This is a genomic window from Methylobacterium sp. P3_A11, from assembly GCF_056403155.1.
Genome location: NZ_JBFUGA010000003.1, coordinates 19,940 through 39,444, shown reverse-complemented (window position 1 = coordinate 39,444; position 19,505 = coordinate 19,940). Strand labels below are relative to the sequence as shown.

The following is a 19,505-nucleotide window of genomic DNA, read 5'->3' as shown; positions in this document are numbered from 1 at the left end:
GCACGGGCTTGACCCGCACAGATCCGCACGAAACCGCACATTTGCGCAAGCGCGGCCAAGCTGACTGTCCACGCCGAGCCGTCAGGAACGCCCCGCCTCCGGATCAAGCTCGGTCTCGACGATCAGCCGGAGCGGGCCGGCCTGCAGCGCCTCCAGGGGCCAGCAGGTGACGAGGTCCAGGTGCCGCCCGGGGGCCTGCGGGTCGATGCCCGAGGCGTCCCAGCGCGCCACCCGCGTGCCGGTGACGCGGAAGCGGAGGGTCCGGCCGTCGCGGCCGGTGACCGCGACGGGATCGCCGGGACCGAGCTGCCCCAGCACCGCGAACTGCGTGTCGCGGTGGGCGGCGATGACCGCGATTCCGGGCGCGCCGGCCTCCGGGGTGCCGTCCAGGTGGCCGGGGCCGAAGGCCAGGGCCTGCCCGCTCCCGCCCCGCAGCACCACGTAGCTGCGGCCCGCGAGGGTGAGCCGGGCGACCGGCTCGGTATCGGCCCAGGGCCAGGGCCGGGCGGGCCGGCCCTCGGCCAGGGTGCGGGCGAAGGCGCGCTCCAGCAGCACCTGCGCCAGGGCGGCCTTGGCGGGGATCCAGGCGGCCTGCGCGGCGAGCCCGAGCCCCGCGAGAGTGAGGAGGGCGGCCAGCGCCCTCCCCAGTCCGGTCACCGGACGGCGGCTCATCGCGCGTCCCCGGTCCGCCGGCCGCCGACCGTCAGGCCGGCGCCCAGCAGGAGGCCCAGCAGGGCGAGGAGCAGGCCCAGGCCGAGCCGCGCCAGGATCCCGGCCCCGGTCCGCGGCAGGTCGACGGCCGCACCCTCGGCCCGGATCGGCACGATCCGCGCCGCTTCCTCGTCGGCGGGCGCGACGCCCGGCCGGTCCGTGCCGAACACCTTGGCGAAGTCCCAGCCCGCCGGCAGGTTCAGCGGCAGGTCGGCGGCGACGAGGGGCGTGCCCGGCGCGCGGCGCGGGGTGGCGTCGATCGCCACGAGGCTGGTCAGCCGCGTCGTCAGGCCGTGCTCCAGGGCCAGCGCCAGGATGGTGGCGTCGGCCGCGTCCGCGCCGAGGCGCCCGGTGATGCGCGCCGTCTCGGTCTCGCCGATCCGGGAGCGCGCCCAGACCTTGGAGATGCCGGCCCCCGCGCCCGCCTCGGCGAGGGGAAGCGTCCGGGTCCAGGTCCTGCCGCCCACCCGGCCCGAGACGGTGACGGTTCCTTCCGACGCCCCCGGCAGAAGCGCGGCGAAGACCAGCGGCTCGCCGCGATACAGGTCGGGCAGCGCGCCCGGCGTGACCGTGACGCCCGGGACCGAGAAGGTCGCGGTCAGGTCGGTGACGGCGGGGGATTCCAGCTTCTCGTAGAGCGCGCGGGTCCRCTCGCCGACCTGCGCGAGGTCGCGGATCTCCGTGAAGCTGCCGCGGCCGATCTCGGCGGCGTGGTGCATCAGGTGGCCGTTGGGCGCCGAGCCGATGCCGACCATGAACAGGCGCGTGCGCCCGAGATTGGCGTGGATCGCCGCGAAGATCCGCTCCTCGTCGCCGACGGCGCCGTCGGTGAGGAACACGACCTGGCGCACGCGCCCGTCCTCCGGGTGGGGATCGGCCAGGGCCGCCTTGAGCGGCGCCAGCATCTCGGTGCCGCCGCGGGCCTCCAGGGCGGCGACGAAGGCTTCAGCCTCCGCCAGGGCCGCCGGCGTCGCCGGGACCGGCTCGGGATGCAGCGCGTCCCAGGTATCGTCGAAGCGGATGACGTTGAAGCGGTCCCGCGGGGTCAGGCGGCCGAGGCCGGCCAGCAGCCCGGCCTTGGCCTGCCGCATCGAGGCGCCCGACATCGAGCCGGAATTGTCGATGACGAAGGTGACGTCGCGCGCTGGCCGGGCGGCCGCGTCGGCCTCGATCGTCGGCGGGTTCACTGTGGCCAGCAGGTAGGTCCGGCCCGCCACGGTCTCGCGGAACAGGCCGAGGCCGGGCACCCGGCTGGGGATCGGCGCCCAGGTCAGCTCGAGGTCGCGATCGGCCGGGACGACGCCCTCGGCGAGCGTGACGGTCCGCGCCTCCGGGCCGGTCTCGGTCACGCGGATCGCGTGGGTGGCGCTCTGAACGGCGCCGACCGCGAAACCCGCCTGGAGCCGCACGGTGACGGCGACCGGGTTGGTCGGCAGGGACAGGGCCGGGTCGAGCACCGGCGGGCTGATCCGGGCGCGATCCGGAACCGGGTCGCGGGCCGCTTCGGCCACGCCGTCGAGGGAGACCGCGTCCACGGAGGCGGGGGCGGGAGTGTAGCGGGGCGCGACCACGAGGGGCAGGCGCAGCGTCCGCGTCTCGCCGGAGACGGGGATCGTCTGCTGATAGGTGATCTGGACCACCACCGTCTCGCCGGGGCCAATATTGGCGACCGCGTTGGTGAAGACGTTGGGCCGCTCCTGCGCGGTCAGCGCCGCCGACTGCCCGGCCGCCTTCGCGGCCTCGTAGGCGCGCTTGGCCGCCGCCCGCTCGCGGATCTCGGCGACGATGACGCGGGAGCCGACGACGAGCTTCATCCCGTCGACGGCCGCGTCCTCCGGCAGGGGATACACGTAGGTGCCCTCGACCCAGTCCGCCGTGACGTTGCGGAAGGCCTGGGTGACGGTGGCCCGGGCGGTCGGGCCGCTGACGTCGACGCTGATGTCGGTCGCGAGCTGGACGGCCTCGACCGGCGCGGTGCCGGCCGGCCCGCGCAGCGTGAGGCCACCTCGATCTCGACCCGGCTCCGCGTGGGCCGAGGCTAGCATGACGAGGAGCGCGAGCAGCGCGAGGAAGAGCGGCGACAGCGCGGCGTTGCGGGGCGGCTCGACCGCGGATCGTGGAGCGAAGAACGGCATCGGGGAAACCTCCTGCGCCGGCGGATCGGGGCCGGCTCGCCGCTGAAGCTCCCGCGCCAGCCCCTCCGTCGCCACGAGAAGCTTCGCCCTTTTCCAGGCTCGGACCGCACCGGCCGGCCGCGCCCGGGCGGATCTGTGCGGAGCCGGTGCGGAGCTGTGCGCCCCTCGGCGCTTCCCGGCGGATCCACCCTCGGCTTGACCTATGCGCAATCTGCGTCTTAGTTATGCTCAACATGAGCAGAAAAGACCGATGACCGAATCCGAGTTCCTGGCTTCCTACGATCCTGCGGCCTACGAGCGGCCCGCCCTGGCGGTGGATCTCGTCCTGCTGGGGATCTGGGCGGGCCGGCTCGCCGCTCTCCTGCTGCGGCGGAGCCAGCAGCCGCAGGCAGGCCTCTGGGCGCTGCCGGGCGGGTTCGTGGGCATCGCCGAGACCCTCGACGCCGCCGCGGTGCGCGTCCTGCGCGACAAGGCCGGGATCGGGCGGGCGCGGCTCGAGCAGCTCTACACCTTCGGCGCCGTGGACCGGGATCCGCGGATGCGGATCGTCTCGGTCGCCTACCTGGCGCTGCTGCCGGAGGTGGCCGTCGCCGAGGCCCTGGCGAGCGGCGCCGGGCTCGCGGCGGCGACGCTGGTCGTGCCGTGGTCGGGCGAGGCCGGCGGCCCGGTCTCGGCCGAGGCGGAGGACTGCGCCCCCCTCGCCCTCGCCTTCGACCACGCCGACATCCTCGCGCTGGCCGTGAAGCGGCTGCGCGGCAAGCTCGACTACACGGATGTCGGCTTCGCGCTACTCCCGGAGAGCTTCACCCTCCGGCAGCTCCAGGATGTGCACGCGGCGATCCGCGGCGCGCCCCTCAACAAATCCGCCTTCCGCCGCCGCATGCGCGACCGGGGCTGGATCGCGCCGACGGGCGCCCGCGAGACCGGGACGGCGTTCCGCCCCGCCGAACTCTTCCGCTTCGACAGGTCAGGCCAGTTCTAAGCCTTTGTTTCACCGCGCCCTCTTGAGCCGAACCGGCATCCACTTCGGCGGAGAGCGCTTCGAGGAGACCATCATGGCCACGGTCCGCAACATCGGCGTCATCGCCCAGCTCCGGAGCGAGGCGAGCAGCCACGTCATCCGCTTCCGCAACGGCCGCGTCCGGCAGAGCGGGCGGGGTCTGGTCTTCTGGTTCCGGCCCGAGACCGCCAGCATCAGCGAGGTGCCGGTGGACGACCGCGAGATGACGCTCTTCGTCCGCGGCCGCAGCCGGGACTTCCAGACCGTCGTGGTCCAGGGGACGATCGGCTGGCACGTCGTCGATCCGGAGCTGCTGGCGAGCCGGGTCGACTTCTCGATCGACCTCCGCACCGGGCGCCTGCAGGGCGAGCCGATCGAGCGGATCGAGGCCCGCCTCGGCGGCATCGCCAGCCAGGCGGCGCTCCAGTATCTCGGGGCGAGCCCGATCGGCGCCCTCCTCGACGCCGGGCCGGAGCCGCTGCGCGCCGTGCTGGAACGGGTGCTGTCCGACGCCCCGGCGCTGGCCGAGATCGGCGTCGCGGCGGTGTCGGTGCGGCTCACCAACCTCGCGCCGACCAGCGAGCTGGAGCGCGCCCTGCAGACGCCGACCTTCGAGGCCCTGCAGCAGAAGGCCGACGAGGCGACCTTCTCGCGGCGCGCCCTAGCGGTCGAGAAGGAGCGCGCCATCGCCGAGAACGAGCTCGCGACGAAGACCGAGCTGGCCCGGCGCGAGACCGTGCTGATCGCGCAGGAAGCCGAGAACGCCCGCGACCGCGCCGCCGGCGTCGCCGAGGCCCGCGGCCTGGAGGCGGCCGCGGAGGCCGAGCGGATCCGGCTCGTCGAGGGCGCCCGGGCCGAGGCGGAGCAGCGCCGCGCCGCAATCTACCGGGACATGCCGCCCGCCGTCCTGCTCGGGCTGGCGGCCCGGGAACTCGCCGGCAAGCTGGAGACCATCGAGCACGTCAACGTCACGCCCGACCTGCTGGCGGCCGTCCTCGGCGAGTTCCGGGGCGCGGTTTCCCCGCGGCTCGCGCCCCGCTGAGGAGGCCCGTCATGTCGGCAGTCACCCCCCGCGTGGTCTTCGTGATCCGCGACACGGATTACGCGCTGCTCATCGCCCGGCACGCGACCCGCGGCCAGGTCCGGTTCTTCCTGGAGAGCCGGGGCCAGACGCTCGCGGAGGTCGAGGCGCGCCACGCCCAGTTCCAGGCCGTGCTCGCCGAGGCCCGGTCCGCCGTGCCCCTGGACTGGCGGCAGGCCCTGGTGCGGCGCCCCGACCTCGACCGCTTCCTGTTCGCCCCCGAGGACGTGGTCGTGGCCGTGGGGCAGGACGGGCTCGTGGCCAACGTCGCCAAGTACCTCGACGGGCAGCCGGTGGTCGGCGTCAACCCGGCGCCCGACCTCTACGACGGCGTGCTGGCCCGGGCGCGGGTCGAGGCCCTGCGCGCCCTGCTGCCCGCCAGCGCGGCCGGCGCCGTCCCCCTGCAGCGGCGCACCATGGTGCAGGCGACCTTCGACGGCGGCGAGCGGCTCCTCGCCCTGAACGAGATCTTCGTCGGCCACCGCAGCCACCAGTCGGCGCGCTACCGCATCGACGACGGGGCGCGGGCGGAGGACCACGCGTCAAGCGGTCTGATCGTGGCCTCGGGCACCGGCCTGACCGGCTGGGCGCGCTCGATCAGCGAGGCGACGCACCTCACCGTGGAAGTGGGCATCGAGGAGGCGGCCTTCGGCTACTGGGTGCGCGAGCCGTTCCCGAGTGTCGCCACCGGCACCGACCTGCGCGGCGGCAAGTTCGCCGGATCGCCCCTCACGGTGGTGTCGCGGATGAACGAGGGCGGCGTGGTGTTCTCGGACGGGATCGAGCAGGATTTCGTCCCCTTCGACTGGGGGCGGCGGGTGAGCCTCGCGCCGGCCGACCGCACCTTCAACCTCGTGGCCGCGTAGGGCGGCCGCGTCCGGAAGCCCGATGATCGCCATCCGGACCGACCGCCTGATCCTGCGGCGCTTCAGGCCGGACGACGCCGCCGACCTGTTCGCCTACCTGCACAGGCCGCGGGCGCGCTGCTTCCTGAGCGGCCGCCTCGACACGCCGGCCGACGCGCGGGCGGAGGCCGATCGGCGCGGCCGCGACGACGAGCACGTGGCCGTGTGTCTGGCCGCGTCCGACCGGCTGATCGGCGACCTGTTCTGCCTGCCCGAACCGCCCGACACCTTCTCGCTCCGCTGGAACTTCAACGCCGCCTACGGCGGCGCGGGCTACGCCCGCGAGGCCGCGACCGCTCTGTTCGGATACCTGTTCTCCGAGCGGCGGGCGCGGCGGCTCTACGCCTATGTCGAGGAGGACAACGCCGCCTCGCGCCGCCTGTGCGAGGCGCTGGGGATGCGCCCCGAGGGTCTGTTCCGCGAGTTCATCGCCTTCGCGGAGGACGATCAGGGCAACCCGATCTTCGAGAACACGCTGCAGTACGCCATCCTGCGCCGGGAATGGGCGGCGCGTTCTTCACGCGGCTGAGGCCGGCCCGGCATCGTTCGAAGAGTCCGGCTGAATACGCCGGCGGCATTCCGCCGCTTTCGCGGGCGTCGGACCGGTCGGTGCGACACGTCCGTCATCACGAGCGCAGCGACGTGACCCCGGGCAGTCCGACGTCCGGAGGCGTGGCGCGGCTGGATTGCTTCGCTCCGCTCGCAAGGACGGAGCGGTGCAGGTCTTCGACAGCGCCGACGGGCAAGGCGCGCCGCCAATACGGCCGATCCCCGCATCTGGCACGCTTCTTGGTTCGTATTCACCAGCGCAGCGTCGCCCCGGCGGCGGCTAGAGGTTGGCGTGCCGTCGATGTGGTGAGGTGCCGGGCGACCGGATCTCCGCGACTGCCTTGAGCCTGTCCCGAGCTCCGATCCCTCCGTTTCAGCACCGGCACGCGCCGTCCGGCGGATCGCGCGATCCGCCCTCTGAGGAGAGTCGATATGTGCGACCGTCACGGCGATTATCGCGTCCCGGATTTCACGCGGTTCAAGCCCAGCCGCAGGCGCTTCCTCGGCGGGACCGCCGCAGCGCTGACCCTGGCGGTGGGTCCGGGCCTGACCAGCCCGGCCGCGGCGGCCACCGGCATCCGGGCGACCCACGGCACCGGCTTCTGCAACCTGAACTTCTTCCTGGCCGAGGCGATGCAGCTCGCCAAGGATGACGGGCTGACCATCGACTTCGTCAACACGCCGACCTTCTCGGATCAGGTCACCTTCCTCGGCATGGGCCAGGTCGATGCCGGCGTGATGCCCTACACGAGCTTCATGGCGCTCTACGACGCGGGCGCCCCGGTGAAGATCGTGGCCGGCGGCGGCATCGAGGGCTGCGTGCTGGTCGCCCAGCCGGGCCTCGACAGCCCGGAGAAGCTCAAGGGTAAGACGCTCGGCACCTTCCAGCTCGATACGCTTGAGGTGCTGCCCTACGACTGGCTGAAGAAGAACGGCGTCGCCTTCAAGGACATCACGGTCCGCTACATGGGCTCGACGCCGGAAGCCGTGGAGGCGTTCCGCGCCGGGGCGCTGGACATCATCTCGACGATCGAGCCCTACGGCACCGCGCTCCTCACCGACGTGAAGGGCGCCGTGAAGCTCTCCGACGGCACCGACATCTACGGCAAGGGCTACACCGACTGCGTGCTGGCGGTCCGCAACGAGCTGATCGCCAAGAACCCGGCCGCCGTGAAGGCGCTGATCAAGGGCATGATGAAGGCCCAGGCCCTGGCAGAGGGCGACCCCCAGGCCGCCCTGAACAAGCTCGTCGGCTCCTACTACAAGACCTCGATGAGCAACGCCCAGCTCGCCATGGGCCGGCAGCCCTCGGTGGTCGACGCCCGCAACCAGACGCAGTTCATCCTCGACCGGACCGATTCCGTCGCCGAGATGGGCTACATCAAGAAGAAGCCCGGCCGCGACGCGATCGACTGGACCCTGCTGGAGCAGGTGATCGCCGAGAACCCGGACCTCTACGGCAAGCTCAAGCTGAAGTCGGCCTGAACGGATGGCCATCTTCCTCGCCCGCGCCGCCGTCCCGCACGTCCGGCCGCGCCTCCCGTTCGGTCAGCGCCTCGCGCTGCCCGACGGCTTCGTCCCGCTCCTGCAGCGGACCGGCTGGATGCTGGTCTCGGTCGGCTGCTTCGCCGGCCTCTGGGAACTGCTCTGGGCCTTCGGCATCGCCGACGCCAAGCTGCTGCCGCCGCCGCACATCTTCCTCGGCAACCTCGCCGAGCAGGCGCGCTTCTTCAACACCGCCCAGCGCTGGCAGATCGGCACCGGCATGAATGCCGGCCCGAGCCCCGCCATGGCGGTGCTGATCACGGTGCTCGCCTCCACGGGCCGGGTGCTGGCGGGCCTCGCCCTGGCCGCGACCCTGTCGATCCTGGTCGGCGTCGCGATCCGCTACGTCGCGCTGTTCGAGCGGCTGACACTGCCGACCATCACGCTCCTGGCGCCGGTCTCGCCGATCGCGTGGCTGCCGGTGGCGATCTTCATGTTCGGGATCGGCAACGCCCCGGCGATCTTCATGGTGTTCATCGCCCTGTTCTTCACGATGGTCCTCTCGACCATTCACCAGATCGACGGGGTCAACCGGAACTACATCAACGTCGCCCGGACCATGGGGGCAACGAAGCGCCAGATCTACGCGCGGGTGATCGTGCCGGCGATCCTGCCGGGGCTGCTCGCGGTGCTGCGCCTCAACCTGTTCGGCGCCTGGATGGTGGTGCTCGTCGCCGAGGCGACCGGCGTCGGCTACGGGCTCGGCCAGGTGATCATGCTGGCGCGCAACACCTTCAACCCGTCGCTCGTGTTCTTCACCATCACGCTGATCGGCCTCTTGGGCTTCGCCTTCGACCTGCTGTTCCGGGTGGTGCAGCGACGGCTGCTGTACTGGCTTCCGCGCGACGCGGGGTCCTCCCTTGGCCTCTGATCCCTTGGCCTCTGATCCCTTGGCCTTTGATCTCGGCTCCGACGACGCCGTCTCCTGCCGCGGCGTCGCCAAGGTCTGGGCGGGCGGCACCGCCCGCGCCCACGAGGCGCTGCGCGACATCAACCTCACCGTGCGGCCCGGCGAGTTCGTGGTGTTCCTCGGGCCGTCGGGCTGCGGGAAGAGCACGCTGCTCTACCTGATCGCCGGGCTGGAGGCCGCCTCCGGGGGCGAGCTCCTGGCGTTCGGCGAGGCCGTCACCGGCCCCTCGCCGGAGCGCAGCCTGATCTTCCAGGAGACCTCGCTCCTGCCCTGGCTGAGCGTCTGGCAGAACGTCAGCTTCGGCCTGTCGCTGAAGGGCGTGCCGGAGGCCGAGCGCCGGAGCATCGCGCGGACCGCGCTCCAGCGCGTCGGCCTCGCCGAGGCGTTCGACAAGCGGCCGGACGAGTTGTCCGGCGGCATGCGCCAGCGGGTGGCGGTGGCGCGCGCGCTCGCCATGCGCCCGAAGGTGCTGCTGATGGACGAGCCCTTCGCGGCGCTCGACGTCCAGACCCGCCAGAAGATGCAGGACTTCCTGCTCGACGTCTGGCGCGACAGCGGCGCCTCGGTGCTGTTCGTGACCCACCACATCGACGAGGCGGTCGCGCTCGCCGACCGGGTCGTGGTGTTCACCGCCCGTCCCGGGCGGATCAAGACCATCGTCCGCAACGACCTCGCCCGCCCGCGCGACCCGTTCTCGCCCGAGGCCGAGGCGATGCGGCGGCACCTCACCGAGCTCCTGCGCGACGAGGTCGACCGGGCCTTCGCCGAGCAGGAAGCGCTCGTCTGACCCCAATCCCCAACACGGACACGACCATGGCCACATCGCTGATCCGCAGCCGGCGGATGATCACCCGCACCCTCGATCACGACCGCTGGGAGGAGATCGCCGACGGCGCGGTCCTTCAGAAGGACGGAATCATCGCGGCGGTCGGCACCTACGCGGACCTGCACGCCCGCTACCCCGACGCCCCCGTGATCGGCTCGGGCCGCGAGATCCTGCTGCCGGGCTTCGTCAACGGCCACCACCATGTCGGCCTGACGCCGGTGCAGCTCGGCTCCCCCGACATGCCGCTCGAATTGTGGTTCGTCACCCGGATGGTGACGCGCAACCTGAACCTCTACCTCGACACCCTGTACTCGGCCTTCGAGATGGTCGGCTCCGGGATCACCACGGTCCAGCACATCCACGGCTGGATGCCCGGCAGCCTGGAGGAGGTCGAGGCGCGCTCCAACGAGGTGCTGCGGGCCTACCGCGACATCGGCATGCGGGTCTCGTACTGCTTCGCGGTCCGCGACCAGAACCGCCTCGTCTACCAGGCCGACATGGACTTCGTGGCGAGCCTGCCGGCGCCGCTGCAGGACCCGATGAAGCGCTGGTTCGAGCGCTTCCAGATGTCCCTGGAGGACAATTTCTCCCTGTTCCGCAGCCTGCACTCCGCCCAGGAGGGCGCGTCGCGGGCGAAGATCCAGCTCGCGCCGGCCAACCTCCACTGGTGCTCCGACGCGGCCCTCGAAGGGCTGGCCGGCCTGTCCGAATCCTACGACGTGCCGATGCACATGCACCTCGTGGAGACCGCCTACCAGAAGGCCTACGCGGAAAAGCGCGGCGGCGGAACCGCCGTCGAGTACCTCGACCGGTTCGGCATGTTGGGGCTCCGCCTGACGCTCGGCCACGGCGTCTGGCTCAACGAAGCCGACATCGACCGGGTGGCGGCGACCGGCACCTGCATCTGCCACAATTGCTCGTCGAACTTCCGGCTGCGCTCGGGCGTGGCGGCGCTCAACCGCTTCGAGGCCAAGGGGATCAACACGGCGATCGGCCTCGACGAGGCCGGGATCAACGACGACCGCGACATGCTGCAGGAGATGCGCCTCGTGCTGCGCGCCCACCGGGTGCCCGGCATGGACGAGGCCGACGTGCCGAGCATGGCGCAGGTGCTGCGCATGGCGACCGTCGGCGGCGCCCGCACCACGCCGTACGGCGACAGCCTGGGCACGATCGAGGTCGGCAAGGGCGCCGACATGGTCCTGATCGACTGGGACCAGATCGCCTACCCGTATCTCGACCCGGAGACGCCGCTCCTCGACGCGGTGATCCAGCGGGCCAAGACCGGCGGCGTCACCACGGTGCTGTGCGAGGGCGAGGTACTCTACGCCGACGGGCGCTTCACCCGGGTCGACAAGGACGCCGCCCTGAAGGCGCTCCACGACGACCTGTCGCGGGCGCTGTCGGACGACGAGGTCGAGCGGCGCCAGCTCTCGAAGGCGCTGCTGCCCCATGCCCGCCGCTTCTACGCCGACTACATCGACCCGTCGCGGCACGAGCCGTTCTACCGCCCGAGCTCGCGCGTCTGAGGCGCGCGCCCGGGCCGGCCGTCAGCGGACCAGACAGGGCTTCTTGTTGTCGAAGGTCCAGCCCGGGATCAGGAACTGCATGGCGGCCGCGTCGTCGCGGGCGCCGAGGCCGTGGTCGCGGTAGAGGGCGTGCGCCTCCTCGACCGCCGACATGTCGAGCTCGATGCCGAGGCCCGGCCGCTCTGGCACCCGCACGAGGCCGCCGCGGATCGCCAGCGGCTCCCTGGTCAGGCGCTCGCCGTCCTGCCAGATCCAGTGGGTGTCGATCGCCGTGACGTTGCCGGGCGCGGCCGCGGCCACGTGGGTGAACATCGCGAGCGACACGTCGAAATGGTTGTTCGAGTGCGAGCCCCAGGTGAGACCGTGATCGCGGCACAGCTGGGCCACCCGGACCGAGCCGGCGAGCGTCCAGAAATGCGGGTCGGCCAGCGGGATGTCGACGGCGCCGAGCTGGATCGCGTGGTTCATCTGCCGCCAGTCGGTGGCGATCATGTTGGTGGCGGTGGGCAGGCCGGTGGCGCGGCGGAACTCCGCCATGATCTCGCGGCCCGAGAACCCGCCCTCGGCGCCGCAGGGATCCTCCGCGTAGGCCAGGACGTGGCCCTGGCCCTTGCAGAGGCGGATCGCTTCCGCGAGGGACCACGCGCCGTTCGGGTCGAGCGTGACCCGCGCCTTGGGGAACCGCTCGTGGATCGCAGTGACGGCGGCGATCTCCTCCTCGCCGCGCAGCACGCCGCCCTTCAGCTTGAAGTCGTTGAAGCCGTACTGGTCGTAGGCGGCCTCGGCGAGCCGGGCGACGGCCTCCGGGGTCAGCGCCTCCTCGTCGCGCAGGCGGAACCAGCCGTCGCGGGCGGTCGGCGCGCGGTAATCGAGATCCGTGCGGGTGCGGTCGCCGACGTAGAACAGGTAGCCCAGAATCTCGACAGCGTCGCGCTGCTGGCCCTCGCCCAGGAGCGCCGCGACCGGCACGTCGAGGTACTGGCCGAGCAGGTCGAGGAAGGCGGATTCGACGGCCGTCACCGCGTGGATGGTGACGCGCAGGTCGAAGGTCTGCAGGCCGCGCCCGCCGACGTCGCGGTCGGCGAAGCGCGCCCGCATGGCGTTGAGCACCGCGTTCCAGGCGCCGAGCGGCTGCCCGACCACGAGGTCCCGGGCATCCTCCAGGGTCTTGCGGATGCCCTCGCCGCCGGGAACCTCGCCGAGGCCGGTGGCGCCGGTGGAGTCGGTGAGGATCACGAGGTTGCGGGTGAAGTACGGCCCGTGCGCGCCCGAGAGGTTGAGCAGCATGCTGTCGTGGCCGGCCACCGGCACGACATTCATGGCGGTCACGGTCGGGGTGTGGCGGGCGGCGTGGCGGCTGTCGTTCGGCATGGAATCCTCCTCGGGAGCCCCCGGCCGGTCTGCGCCGGGCGCGAGGCGGGATCGGAACGGGGCCGGTCGCGGCGGACCGGCCCGGGCCGCGGGTCAGTGGGCTTTGAGCTCGACGCGGCGGATTTCGCCGACCACCACGAGGTAGCAGAAGCAGGCGACGAGGGCGTTCAGGCCGACGAAGACCAGGGCGCCATTGAACGAGCCCGTGCTCTGGACGATGTAGCCGATGGCGATCGGCGTGGTGATGCCGGCGGTGTTGCCGAAGGTGTTGAACAGGCCACCCGAGAGGCCGCCGCTCTCCCGCGGGGAGGTGTCGGCGACGACCGCCCAGCCGAGCGCCCCGATGCCCTTGCCGAAGAAGGCGAGCGCCATCAGCCCGACCACCACCGCGTCCGTCTGGACGTAGTTGCAGCCGATGATGCTCATCGACAGCAGCATGCCGCCGACGATCGGGATCTTGCGCGCCGCTGTCAGCGAGAAGCCGCGGCGCAGGAGCAGGTCGGAGATCACGCCCCCGAGGATGCCGCCGATGAAGCCGCACAGCGCCGGCAGCACCGCCGCGAAGCCCGCCTGCAGGATCGACAGGCCGCGCTCCTTGACGAGGTAGACCGGGAACCAGGTCAGGAAGAAGTAGGTCAGCACGGTGATGCAGTACTGGCCGACATAGATGCCGAGCAGCATGCGATTGGCGAGCAGCTGGCGCAGCGTCCGGCCGGCATCGCCCTGCTTGGTCCGGCTCTGGCCGTCCATGTCGAGCAGCGCGCCGCCGGCCTCGATGTAGTCTCGCTCCGCCTGGTTCATCGACGGGTGGTTCTTCGGACTGTCAACGACGCGCAGCCACACCACCGCGAAGACGAGGCCGAGCAGGCCCATGCTGGTGAAGACGTGGTGCCAGCCGAAATTGTGGACGATCCACGCCATCAGCGGCGTGAACAGCACCGTGGCGAAGTACTGCGCCGAGTTGAAGAACGCCGAGGCCATGCCGCGCTCCCGGGTCGGGAACCACGCGGCGACGATCCGGGCGTTGGCGGGGAAGACCGGCGCCTCGGTGAGGCCGACGGCCAGCCGCAGGGCGAAGAGCAGGATCACCGCGGTCAGGCCGGTGAAGAAGCCGACGGCGCCCTGGACCAGCGTGAAGCCCGACCACAGGGCGACGGCGGCGGCGTAGACCCACTTGACGCTGTAGCGGTCGAGGAGCCAGCCGCCCGGGATCTGGGCGAGGACGTAGGACCACGCGAAGGCCGAGAAGACGTAGCCCATCTGGACCGGCGAGAGGCCGAGTTCCTTGGCCATGTCGGGCCCGGCGATCGAGATGGTCGCGCGGTCGGCGTAGTTGATCGTCGTGGCGGCGAACAGCATCGCCACGATCAGCAGGCGGACGCGGGTGCGGCGACCCGCATCGGCGGCGGCGAGCAGGGTGCTCGGCGCGCCGGTCGAACTGGCACTCATGGACGTTCTCCCTGGCTCGTCGCCGCCCGGTTGATCCGGGAAGCGGGTCGTGGCCGCGGTTGGCTCGGCGGGTCCGTCGTTGTGCGTGTTGCGGGGGCTCAGCGGCGGTCGCCGATCAGGGCCGTCAGCTCGGCGCGCTCGGCCGCGTCGAGCTCGGTCAGCGGCGGCCGGACCGGCCCGGCGTGGCGGCCGACGGCGCTCATGCCCGCCTTGACGATCGAGACGGCGTAGCCGCGCTTGCGGTTGCGGATCGCGATGTAGGGGAGGACGAAGGCGCGCAGCTCCCGGTAGACGGCGTCGCGGTCCCGGCGGCGGACGCTGTCGTAGAAGGACAGCGCCCATTCGGGCAGGAAGTTGAAGATCGCCGAGGAGTAGGTGGTGACGCCCATCTCCAGGTACGGCAGCGCGAAGGTCTCGGCGGTGGGCAGGCCGCCGATATAGGTCAGGCGGTCTCCGAGCGCGGCGTAGACCCGGGTCATCAGCTCGACGTCGCCGACGCCGTCCTTGAAGCCGACGAGATTCGGGCAGCGCTCGCACAGGCCGGCGAGCGTTTGCTCGTTCAGCTGGGCGTTGGCGCGGTTGTAGACGATGATCCCCAGGGAGGTCGCCCGGCACACCGCCTCGATATGGGCGGCGAGGCCCACCTGCTCGGATCCGACGAGGTAGGGCGGCAGCAGCAGGATCCCGTCCGCGCCGGCGGCCTCGGCGGCCCGCGCCATCTCGACCGCCAGGGCGGTGCCCTGGCCGGCGGGGGCGATGACCGGGGTCCGTCCGCGGGTCTCCTCGACGCAGGCGCGCAGGACGCGGTCGATCTCGGCGGGCGTCAGCGAGAAGAACTCCCCGGTGCCGCCGGCGGCGAACAGGCCCGACACCTTGTAGTCGGCGAGGCGCCCGAGATTGTCCCGATAGGCGGTCTCGTCGAAGCCGAGGTCGTCGCGGAAATGCGTGACCGGAAAGGACAGCAGGCCGGAGCCCAGCACGCGCGCCATCTCGGCCGGGGTCATGCTCGCCATCGATTCCTCTCCCTGGATCGCACCGTTCGGTGTCGCGTCCGGGGGTAGGCGCCAGCGTTAAATGCGTCCAACGTTGATTTTGGCTGGATTATCCCGGATCCTGCATCAATGTTCGACCTCGGCCACGCCCGCAGCTTCGTCGCCGTCGCCGAGGAGATGCATTTCGGCCGGGCCGCGGCGCGGCTGAACCTGACCCAGTCGCCCCTGTCGCGGCAGATCCAGATGCTGGAGCAGACGCTGGGCGTGACGCTGCTGGAGCGGACCACGCGCGCGGTGCGCCTGACCCCGGCGGGCCGCACCTTCCTGGCCGAGGCCTACCGGGTGCTGGCGGCGGCCGAGAACGCCGCGCGCATCACCCGGCGCGCCGCCCGGGGCGAGAGCGGGGTGCTGCGCCTCAGCTTCACCGCCGCCTCGGCCTACCGGACACTGCCTCAGGTCGTGGCCCATGTCCGCCGGACGCTGCCGGAGGTCGATCTCGTGCTGGAGGAGATGGTCTCGGACGAGCAGATCCAGGCGCTTGGCGACAACCGGGTCGATCTCGCGATCCTGCGACCGGCCCCGGTCCTCCAGGATCCGAAGACCCCGATCGCGACCGCTCCCCTCGCCCGGGAGCGGTTCCTGCTCGCGGTCCCGCGCGGGCATCGCCTCGCGACAGTCCGTACGCCGACCCTGCGGGATCTCGACGGCGAGGCCTTCGTGACGTGGTCGCCCCGGGGTGGGCGCTACTTCATCGACCTCCTCGACCGGCTGTTCGAGGCCGGAGGCGTGCAGCCGCGGATCGTGCAGCGGGTGAACCAGGTCCACGCGATGCTGGCCCTCGTCGGCGCCGGCATCGGCGTCGCGCTGGTGCCGGGCAGCGCCCGGGGCAACAGCATGGCCGACATCCGGCTCCGGCCGATCGCTCTGCCGGCCACGACCGGGCCGGAGCTGTGGCTCGCGTGGCGCAGCGACAACGCCAATCCGTGCCTGCCCTCGGTGCGCGCCGCGGCGCTGGAGACCGGCGCCGCGTGACGGCCGGTCCGGGTGCCGGCCTGGAAAGTCGCCGCGGCCGGCGATAGGCTGCCCGCTCGCCCCGCCGCCGGTCGCGGTACCGTGACGGGGCCGCCCCTCCCGGATCAGGCAGGCACCATGAAAGTTTCGGCCGACCTCTGCATCGTGCCGATGGGCGTCGGCCCGTCGGTCTCGCCCTACGTGCGGGCGATCAAGGACATCATCGAGTCGAGCGGCCTCACCGCCGCGATGCATCCCAACGGCACCAACATCGAGGGCGAGCTGTCGGAGATCTGCGCGCTGGCCGAGCGGTGCGAGGCGAAGCTCGCCGAACTCGGCGTCCAGCGGACCTTCTTCACGCTGATCTTCTCGACGCGCCGGGACAAGGATCAGTCGATGGCCGACAAGCTCGCCGCTGTCTCCTGACCGCGACCGCCCCGGCCCGTCGTCCCGGGGTCGTGCAGAAGATTCGGAAACCCAGTCCCGCCGCAGCGGCAAGTCTCACACCGACAGAGCGTCGGGATTCAGGGTCCGCCTTCGGCGCCAAAAACGAGAGCGCCTGACCCTCTGGGAGGCCTGATCTTACCGAGGTCGGGAACAGACCCAGAGTCGCTCCCGATCAGGTTGGCACGGTGACGACAGCCGTGCCCTGGCCGAGCGAGGCGCGGGTCCACTCTCTCGTGCGGGAGAGGGACAGGGTGAGTCGCGAGTACTTTCCGGAAAGACCTGATCCCTCACCCCAACCCTCTCCCGCACGGGAGAGGGGGGGCGCGTCGCGACTGTCTCGACCGGAGATGCCTGTCCTTCAGACCGTTGCAACAAGATCAGGAACGGCTCTAGCCGTGGCAGGCGCAGCCGGCATGCTCGCAGCCGGCGTGATCCCTGTGGCCGTCCGCGCACTCGTCGCAGCAATAGGCTTTGCCGTCCCGCGACACGGCCTTGGCAACCGGAATCACGCAGACGCAGTCCTGGCAGGCGCACTTCACCATCTCGACGTCGACGCTGGCCATGATGTCCTCCTCCGGCGGTCCGCTCCATGCGTCGACGTTAGAGCCGCGGCCGCGGCAAGGGAACCATTCCGGGGCGCGGTGCCGCGCCCGTGATCCGATTCGCCCGCTCGCGCGTTCCCCCGGTCCGGTGATCGCTGTGCCGGGTGGAGGGCGCCATGGCCGATCAGAACACCGACGACGTCCGGATCGAGCCCTATGACGGGCCGGCGGGCGGCTGGGGCTCGGCCCGCTCCCTCGTCGAGATCCTGACCCGCGAGGGCGTGCCGGTCACCGGCTCGGCGATGCTGCTGAAGCAGAACAAGCCGGACGGCTATATGTGCACCTCCTGCGCCTGGGCGAAGCCCGCCAAGCCCCTGGCCTTCGAGTATTGCGAGAACGGCGCCAAGGCGACCGCCTGGGAGCAGACGCGCCGCCGTGCGACCCCGGACTTCTTCGCCGAGCACACGGTGACGGAACTTCTCGGCTGGAGCGACTACGCCCTCGAGGAGCAGGGCCGCCTGACCCATCCGATGCGCTACGACCCGGCGACGGATCGCTACCGGCCTGTCGCCTGGGCGGAGGCCGTCGCCGAGATCGGCCGGGAGCTGAAGGACCTGCGCGCGCAGGATCCGCGCTCGGTGGTGTTCTACGCCTCGGGACGGGCCTCCCTCGAGACCAGCTACATGTGGGCGCTGCTGGCGCGGCTCTACGGCAACAACAACCTGCCGGACTCCTCCAACATGTGCCACGAGCCCACTTCGGTGGCGCTGCCGCAATCGATCGGCGCACCCGTGGGCACGGTGCTGCTGGAGGATTTCGAGACCACCGACCTGATCTTCTTCTTCGGCCAGAACGTCGGGTCGAATTCCCCGCGGATGCTGCACCCGCTCCAGGAGGCGCGGCGCCGGGGCGCGCAGATCATCACCTTCAACCCGCTGCGCGAGCGCGGGCTGGAGCGCTTTACCGACCCGCAATCGCCGGTGGAGATGCTCACCCGCTCGTCCACGAAGATCTCGACCCAGTACCACCAGGTGAAGGCCGGCGGCGACCTCGCGGCGCTCACCGGGCTGTGCAAGGCCCTGTTCGCCCTGGACCAGGCCGCGGAGGCCAATGGCAAGCCCCGGGTGCTCGACCACGCCTTCATCGCCGAGCACACCCACGGCTTCGAGTCGTTCATCACGTTCTGCGACGGGCAGGACTGGGCCACGCTGGAGCGGCGCTCCGGCCTGACCCGGACCGCCCTGGAGGCCGCCGCCGCGGTCTATGCCCGCGCGAAGGCGGTGATCGGCATCTACGGGATGGGCCTGACCCAGCACCGCAAGGGCACCGAGACGGTCCGCATGCTCGTCAACTTGCTGCTCCTGCGCGGCAATATCGGGAAGCCCGGCGCCGGGATCTGTCCAGTGCGCGGCCACTCGAACGTGCAGGGCCAGCGCACCGTCGGCATCACCGAGAAGCCGGAACTGGCGCCGCTCGACAGGCTGAAGGACCTCTACGGCTTCGAGCCGCCGCGGGAGAAGGGGCTCAACACGGTGGAGACCTGCGAGGGCCTCCTCGACGGTCGCGTGAAGGCCTTCATCGGGCTCGGCGGCAATTTCCTGCGGGCGATCCCCGATACCGGCCGGATGGAGCCCGCCTGGCGCCGCCAGCGCCTCACCGTCCAGATCTCGACCAAGCTCAACCGCTCCCACTTGGTGAACGGCGCCGTCGCCTACATCCTGCCCTGTCTCGGCCGGATCGAGATCGACCGGCAGGCGAGCGGGCCACAGGCGGTCTCGATCGAGAGCTCCAYCGCGCAATTCCACGGTTCGCGGGGCGTGGCCGACCCGGTCGGGCCGCACGTGCGCTCCGAACCCTGGATCGTGGCGGAGATCGCCAAGGCGACGCTGCCCCCGAACCCGCGGATCGACTGGGATGCCTGGGTCGCTGATTATGGTCGCGTGCGCACCGCGATCGAGGCGACCTACCCGAACGTGTTCCACGACCTCAACGGCCGGATGTTCCAGCCGGGCGGGATCCTCAAGCCCCTGGTCGCCCGCGACCGGAAGTGGGAGACGGAGTCCGGCAAGGCCAACTTCGCCGTGCCCGAGGGTCTGGAGGCCGATCCGGACCTTCCCGCCCGCGGTCCGGACGTGCTCGACCTGATCACCCTGCGCTCGAACGATCAGTTCAACACCACGGTCTACGGCTACGACGACCGCTTCCGCGGGGTGAAGGGCACCCGCGACGTGTTGTTCATGAACCGCCGGGACATCGCCCGCCTCGGCCTGAAGGACGGCGGCAGCGTCGAAGTCGCAACCGAGGCCTACGATCAGGTGCCGAGGCGCGTCGGCGGCCTGCGGGTGGTGGCCTATGATATCCCCGAGGGCAATTGCGCAGGCTATTATCCTGAGCTGAACGTCCTGCTGCCGCTCTGGCATCACGACGAGCAGTCCAAGACTCCCGCCGCGAAGGCGATCGCCGTCCGGGTCACGGCCGAGCCGCGCGCGGCCTGAGCAGCGC

17 protein-coding genes are annotated in these 19,505 nt (G+C 71.5%); 11 read left to right on the top strand and 6 right to left on the bottom strand.

Annotated elements, in window-relative coordinates:
• Nucleotides 1–81: 81 nt before the first annotated feature.
• Together AC1DXK_RS01585 and AC1DXK_RS01580 are read right to left on the bottom strand one after the other, a co-directional pair.
• Entirely contained in the window at nucleotides 82–672 is a 591-nt protein-coding gene (locus AC1DXK_RS01585; protein WP_457104728.1) for a class GN sortase, read from the bottom strand.
• Nucleotides 669–2,846: a marine proteobacterial sortase target protein gene (locus AC1DXK_RS01580; RefSeq protein WP_477296600.1), complete on the bottom strand. Its 2,178-nt coding sequence runs from the start codon at nucleotides 2,844–2,846 to the stop codon at nucleotides 669–671. The genes AC1DXK_RS01585 and AC1DXK_RS01580 overlap by 4 nt, the downstream gene beginning before the upstream one ends.
• A gap of 250 nt (nucleotides 2,847–3,096) precedes the next feature.
• Here AC1DXK_RS01580 and AC1DXK_RS01575 point away from each other — a divergent pair, with 250 nt between their 5' ends.
• From AC1DXK_RS01575 to AC1DXK_RS01540, 8 genes are all read left to right on the top strand, one after another.
• Nucleotides 3,097–3,828, top strand: coding sequence for an NUDIX hydrolase (locus tag AC1DXK_RS01575; RefSeq protein WP_457104726.1), 732 nt, complete (start codon nucleotides 3,097–3,099; stop codon nucleotides 3,826–3,828).
• Between the two features lie 73 nt (nucleotides 3,829–3,901).
• Nucleotides 3,902–4,888 (top strand): SPFH domain-containing protein, encoded by a 987-nt coding sequence (locus AC1DXK_RS01570; protein WP_457104725.1) that lies wholly within the window; start codon nucleotides 3,902–3,904, stop codon nucleotides 4,886–4,888.
• An 11-nt stretch (nucleotides 4,889–4,899) separates the two neighbouring features.
• Nucleotides 4,900–5,793: an NAD(+)/NADH kinase gene (locus AC1DXK_RS01565; protein ID WP_457104724.1), complete on the top strand. Its 894-nt coding sequence runs from the start codon at nucleotides 4,900–4,902 to the stop codon at nucleotides 5,791–5,793.
• Between the two features lie 22 nt (nucleotides 5,794–5,815).
• Entirely contained in the window at nucleotides 5,816–6,361 is a 546-nt protein-coding gene (locus AC1DXK_RS01560) for a GNAT family N-acetyltransferase (RefSeq protein WP_457104723.1), read from the top strand.
• A 452-nt stretch (nucleotides 6,362–6,813) separates the two neighbouring features.
• The gene (locus AC1DXK_RS01555; protein WP_457104722.1) at nucleotides 6,814–7,866 is read left to right on the top strand and encodes an ABC transporter substrate-binding protein; all 1,053 of its coding nucleotides are present in this window, start codon (nucleotides 6,814–6,816) and stop codon (nucleotides 7,864–7,866) included.
• A 4-nt stretch (nucleotides 7,867–7,870) separates the two neighbouring features.
• The gene (locus AC1DXK_RS01550) at nucleotides 7,871–8,797 is read left to right on the top strand and encodes an ABC transporter permease (protein ID WP_457104721.1); all 927 of its coding nucleotides are present in this window, start codon (nucleotides 7,871–7,873) and stop codon (nucleotides 8,795–8,797) included.
• A gap of 19 nt (nucleotides 8,798–8,816) precedes the next feature.
• Entirely contained in the window at nucleotides 8,817–9,623 is an 807-nt protein-coding gene (locus AC1DXK_RS01545) for an ABC transporter ATP-binding protein (protein WP_457104720.1), read from the top strand.
• A gap of 26 nt (nucleotides 9,624–9,649) precedes the next feature.
• Nucleotides 9,650–11,191, top strand: a complete 1,542-nt coding sequence (locus tag AC1DXK_RS01540; RefSeq protein WP_477296595.1) for an amidohydrolase family protein — start codon at nucleotides 9,650–9,652, stop codon at nucleotides 11,189–11,191.
• Between the two features lie 21 nt (nucleotides 11,192–11,212).
• Here the strand turns inward: AC1DXK_RS01540 and gudD are convergent, their stop codons facing one another.
• The 3 genes from gudD to kdgD form a co-directional block, all read right to left on the bottom strand.
• The gene (gene gudD / locus AC1DXK_RS01535; RefSeq protein WP_457104718.1) at nucleotides 11,213–12,562 is read right to left on the bottom strand and encodes a glucarate dehydratase; all 1,350 of its coding nucleotides are present in this window, start codon (nucleotides 12,560–12,562) and stop codon (nucleotides 11,213–11,215) included.
• 93 nt (nucleotides 12,563–12,655) lie between these two features.
• Entirely contained in the window at nucleotides 12,656–14,011 is a 1,356-nt protein-coding gene (locus AC1DXK_RS01530; RefSeq protein WP_457104717.1) for an MFS transporter, read from the bottom strand.
• 98 nt (nucleotides 14,012–14,109) lie between these two features.
• Complete coding sequence (gene kdgD, locus AC1DXK_RS01525) at nucleotides 14,110–15,024, bottom strand: 5-dehydro-4-deoxyglucarate dehydratase (protein WP_457104716.1); 915 nt, start codon at nucleotides 15,022–15,024, stop codon at nucleotides 14,110–14,112.
• A 108-nt stretch (nucleotides 15,025–15,132) separates the two neighbouring features.
• Here kdgD and AC1DXK_RS01520 point away from each other — a divergent pair, with 108 nt between their 5' ends.
• Together AC1DXK_RS01520 and AC1DXK_RS01515 are read left to right on the top strand one after the other, a co-directional pair.
• On the top strand, nucleotides 15,133–16,035 hold the full coding sequence (locus tag AC1DXK_RS01520) for a LysR family transcriptional regulator (RefSeq protein ID WP_457104715.1): 903 nt from the start codon (nucleotides 15,133–15,135) through the stop codon (nucleotides 16,033–16,035).
• Nucleotides 16,036–16,152: 117 nt separating this feature from the next.
• Nucleotides 16,153–16,440, top strand: a complete 288-nt coding sequence (locus AC1DXK_RS01515) for an MTH1187 family thiamine-binding protein (protein ID WP_457104714.1) — start codon at nucleotides 16,153–16,155, stop codon at nucleotides 16,438–16,440.
• 410 nt (nucleotides 16,441–16,850) lie between these two features.
• Here the strand turns inward: AC1DXK_RS01515 and AC1DXK_RS01510 are convergent, their stop codons facing one another.
• On the bottom strand, nucleotides 16,851–17,024 hold the full coding sequence (locus AC1DXK_RS01510; protein WP_457104713.1) for a metallothionein: 174 nt from the start codon (nucleotides 17,022–17,024) through the stop codon (nucleotides 16,851–16,853).
• Nucleotides 17,025–17,179: 155 nt separating this feature from the next.
• Here AC1DXK_RS01510 and AC1DXK_RS01505 point away from each other — a divergent pair, with 155 nt between their 5' ends.
• The gene (locus AC1DXK_RS01505) at nucleotides 17,180–19,498 is read left to right on the top strand and encodes an FdhF/YdeP family oxidoreductase (protein ID WP_477296591.1); all 2,319 of its coding nucleotides are present in this window, start codon (nucleotides 17,180–17,182) and stop codon (nucleotides 19,496–19,498) included.
• The last annotated feature ends 7 nt before the right edge of the window (nucleotides 19,499–19,505 follow it).

Coding starts and splice junctions, on each gene's coding strand:
- AC1DXK_RS01560 (WP_457104723.1), top strand. CDS start 5,816: ATGATCGCCATCCGGACCGACCGCCTGATCCTGCGGCGCTTCAGGCCG.
- kdgD (WP_457104716.1), bottom strand. CDS start 15,024: ATGGCGAGCATGACCCCGGCCGAGATGGCGCGCGTGCTGGGCTCCGGC.
- AC1DXK_RS01520 (WP_457104715.1), top strand. CDS start 15,133: ATGTTCGACCTCGGCCACGCCCGCAGCTTCGTCGCCGTCGCCGAGGAG.
- AC1DXK_RS01585 (WP_457104728.1), bottom strand. CDS start 672: ATGAGCCGCCGTCCGGTGACCGGACTGGGGAGGGCGCTGGCCGCCCTC.
- gudD (WP_457104718.1), bottom strand. CDS start 12,562: ATGCCGAACGACAGCCGCCACGCCGCCCGCCACACCCCGACCGTGACC.
- AC1DXK_RS01565 (WP_457104724.1), top strand. CDS start 4,900: ATGTCGGCAGTCACCCCCCGCGTGGTCTTCGTGATCCGCGACACGGAT.
- AC1DXK_RS01555 (WP_457104722.1), top strand. CDS start 6,814: ATGTGCGACCGTCACGGCGATTATCGCGTCCCGGATTTCACGCGGTTC.
- AC1DXK_RS01575 (WP_457104726.1), top strand. CDS start 3,097: ATGACCGAATCCGAGTTCCTGGCTTCCTACGATCCTGCGGCCTACGAG.
- AC1DXK_RS01540 (WP_477296595.1), top strand. CDS start 9,650: ATGGCCACATCGCTGATCCGCAGCCGGCGGATGATCACCCGCACCCTC.
- AC1DXK_RS01570 (WP_457104725.1), top strand. CDS start 3,902: ATGGCCACGGTCCGCAACATCGGCGTCATCGCCCAGCTCCGGAGCGAG.
- AC1DXK_RS01530 (WP_457104717.1), bottom strand. CDS start 14,011: ATGAGTGCCAGTTCGACCGGCGCGCCGAGCACCCTGCTCGCCGCCGCC.
- AC1DXK_RS01515 (WP_457104714.1), top strand. CDS start 16,153: ATGAAAGTTTCGGCCGACCTCTGCATCGTGCCGATGGGCGTCGGCCCG.
- AC1DXK_RS01510 (WP_457104713.1), bottom strand. CDS start 17,024: ATGGCCAGCGTCGACGTCGAGATGGTGAAGTGCGCCTGCCAGGACTGC.
- AC1DXK_RS01550 (WP_457104721.1), top strand. CDS start 7,871: ATGGCCATCTTCCTCGCCCGCGCCGCCGTCCCGCACGTCCGGCCGCGC.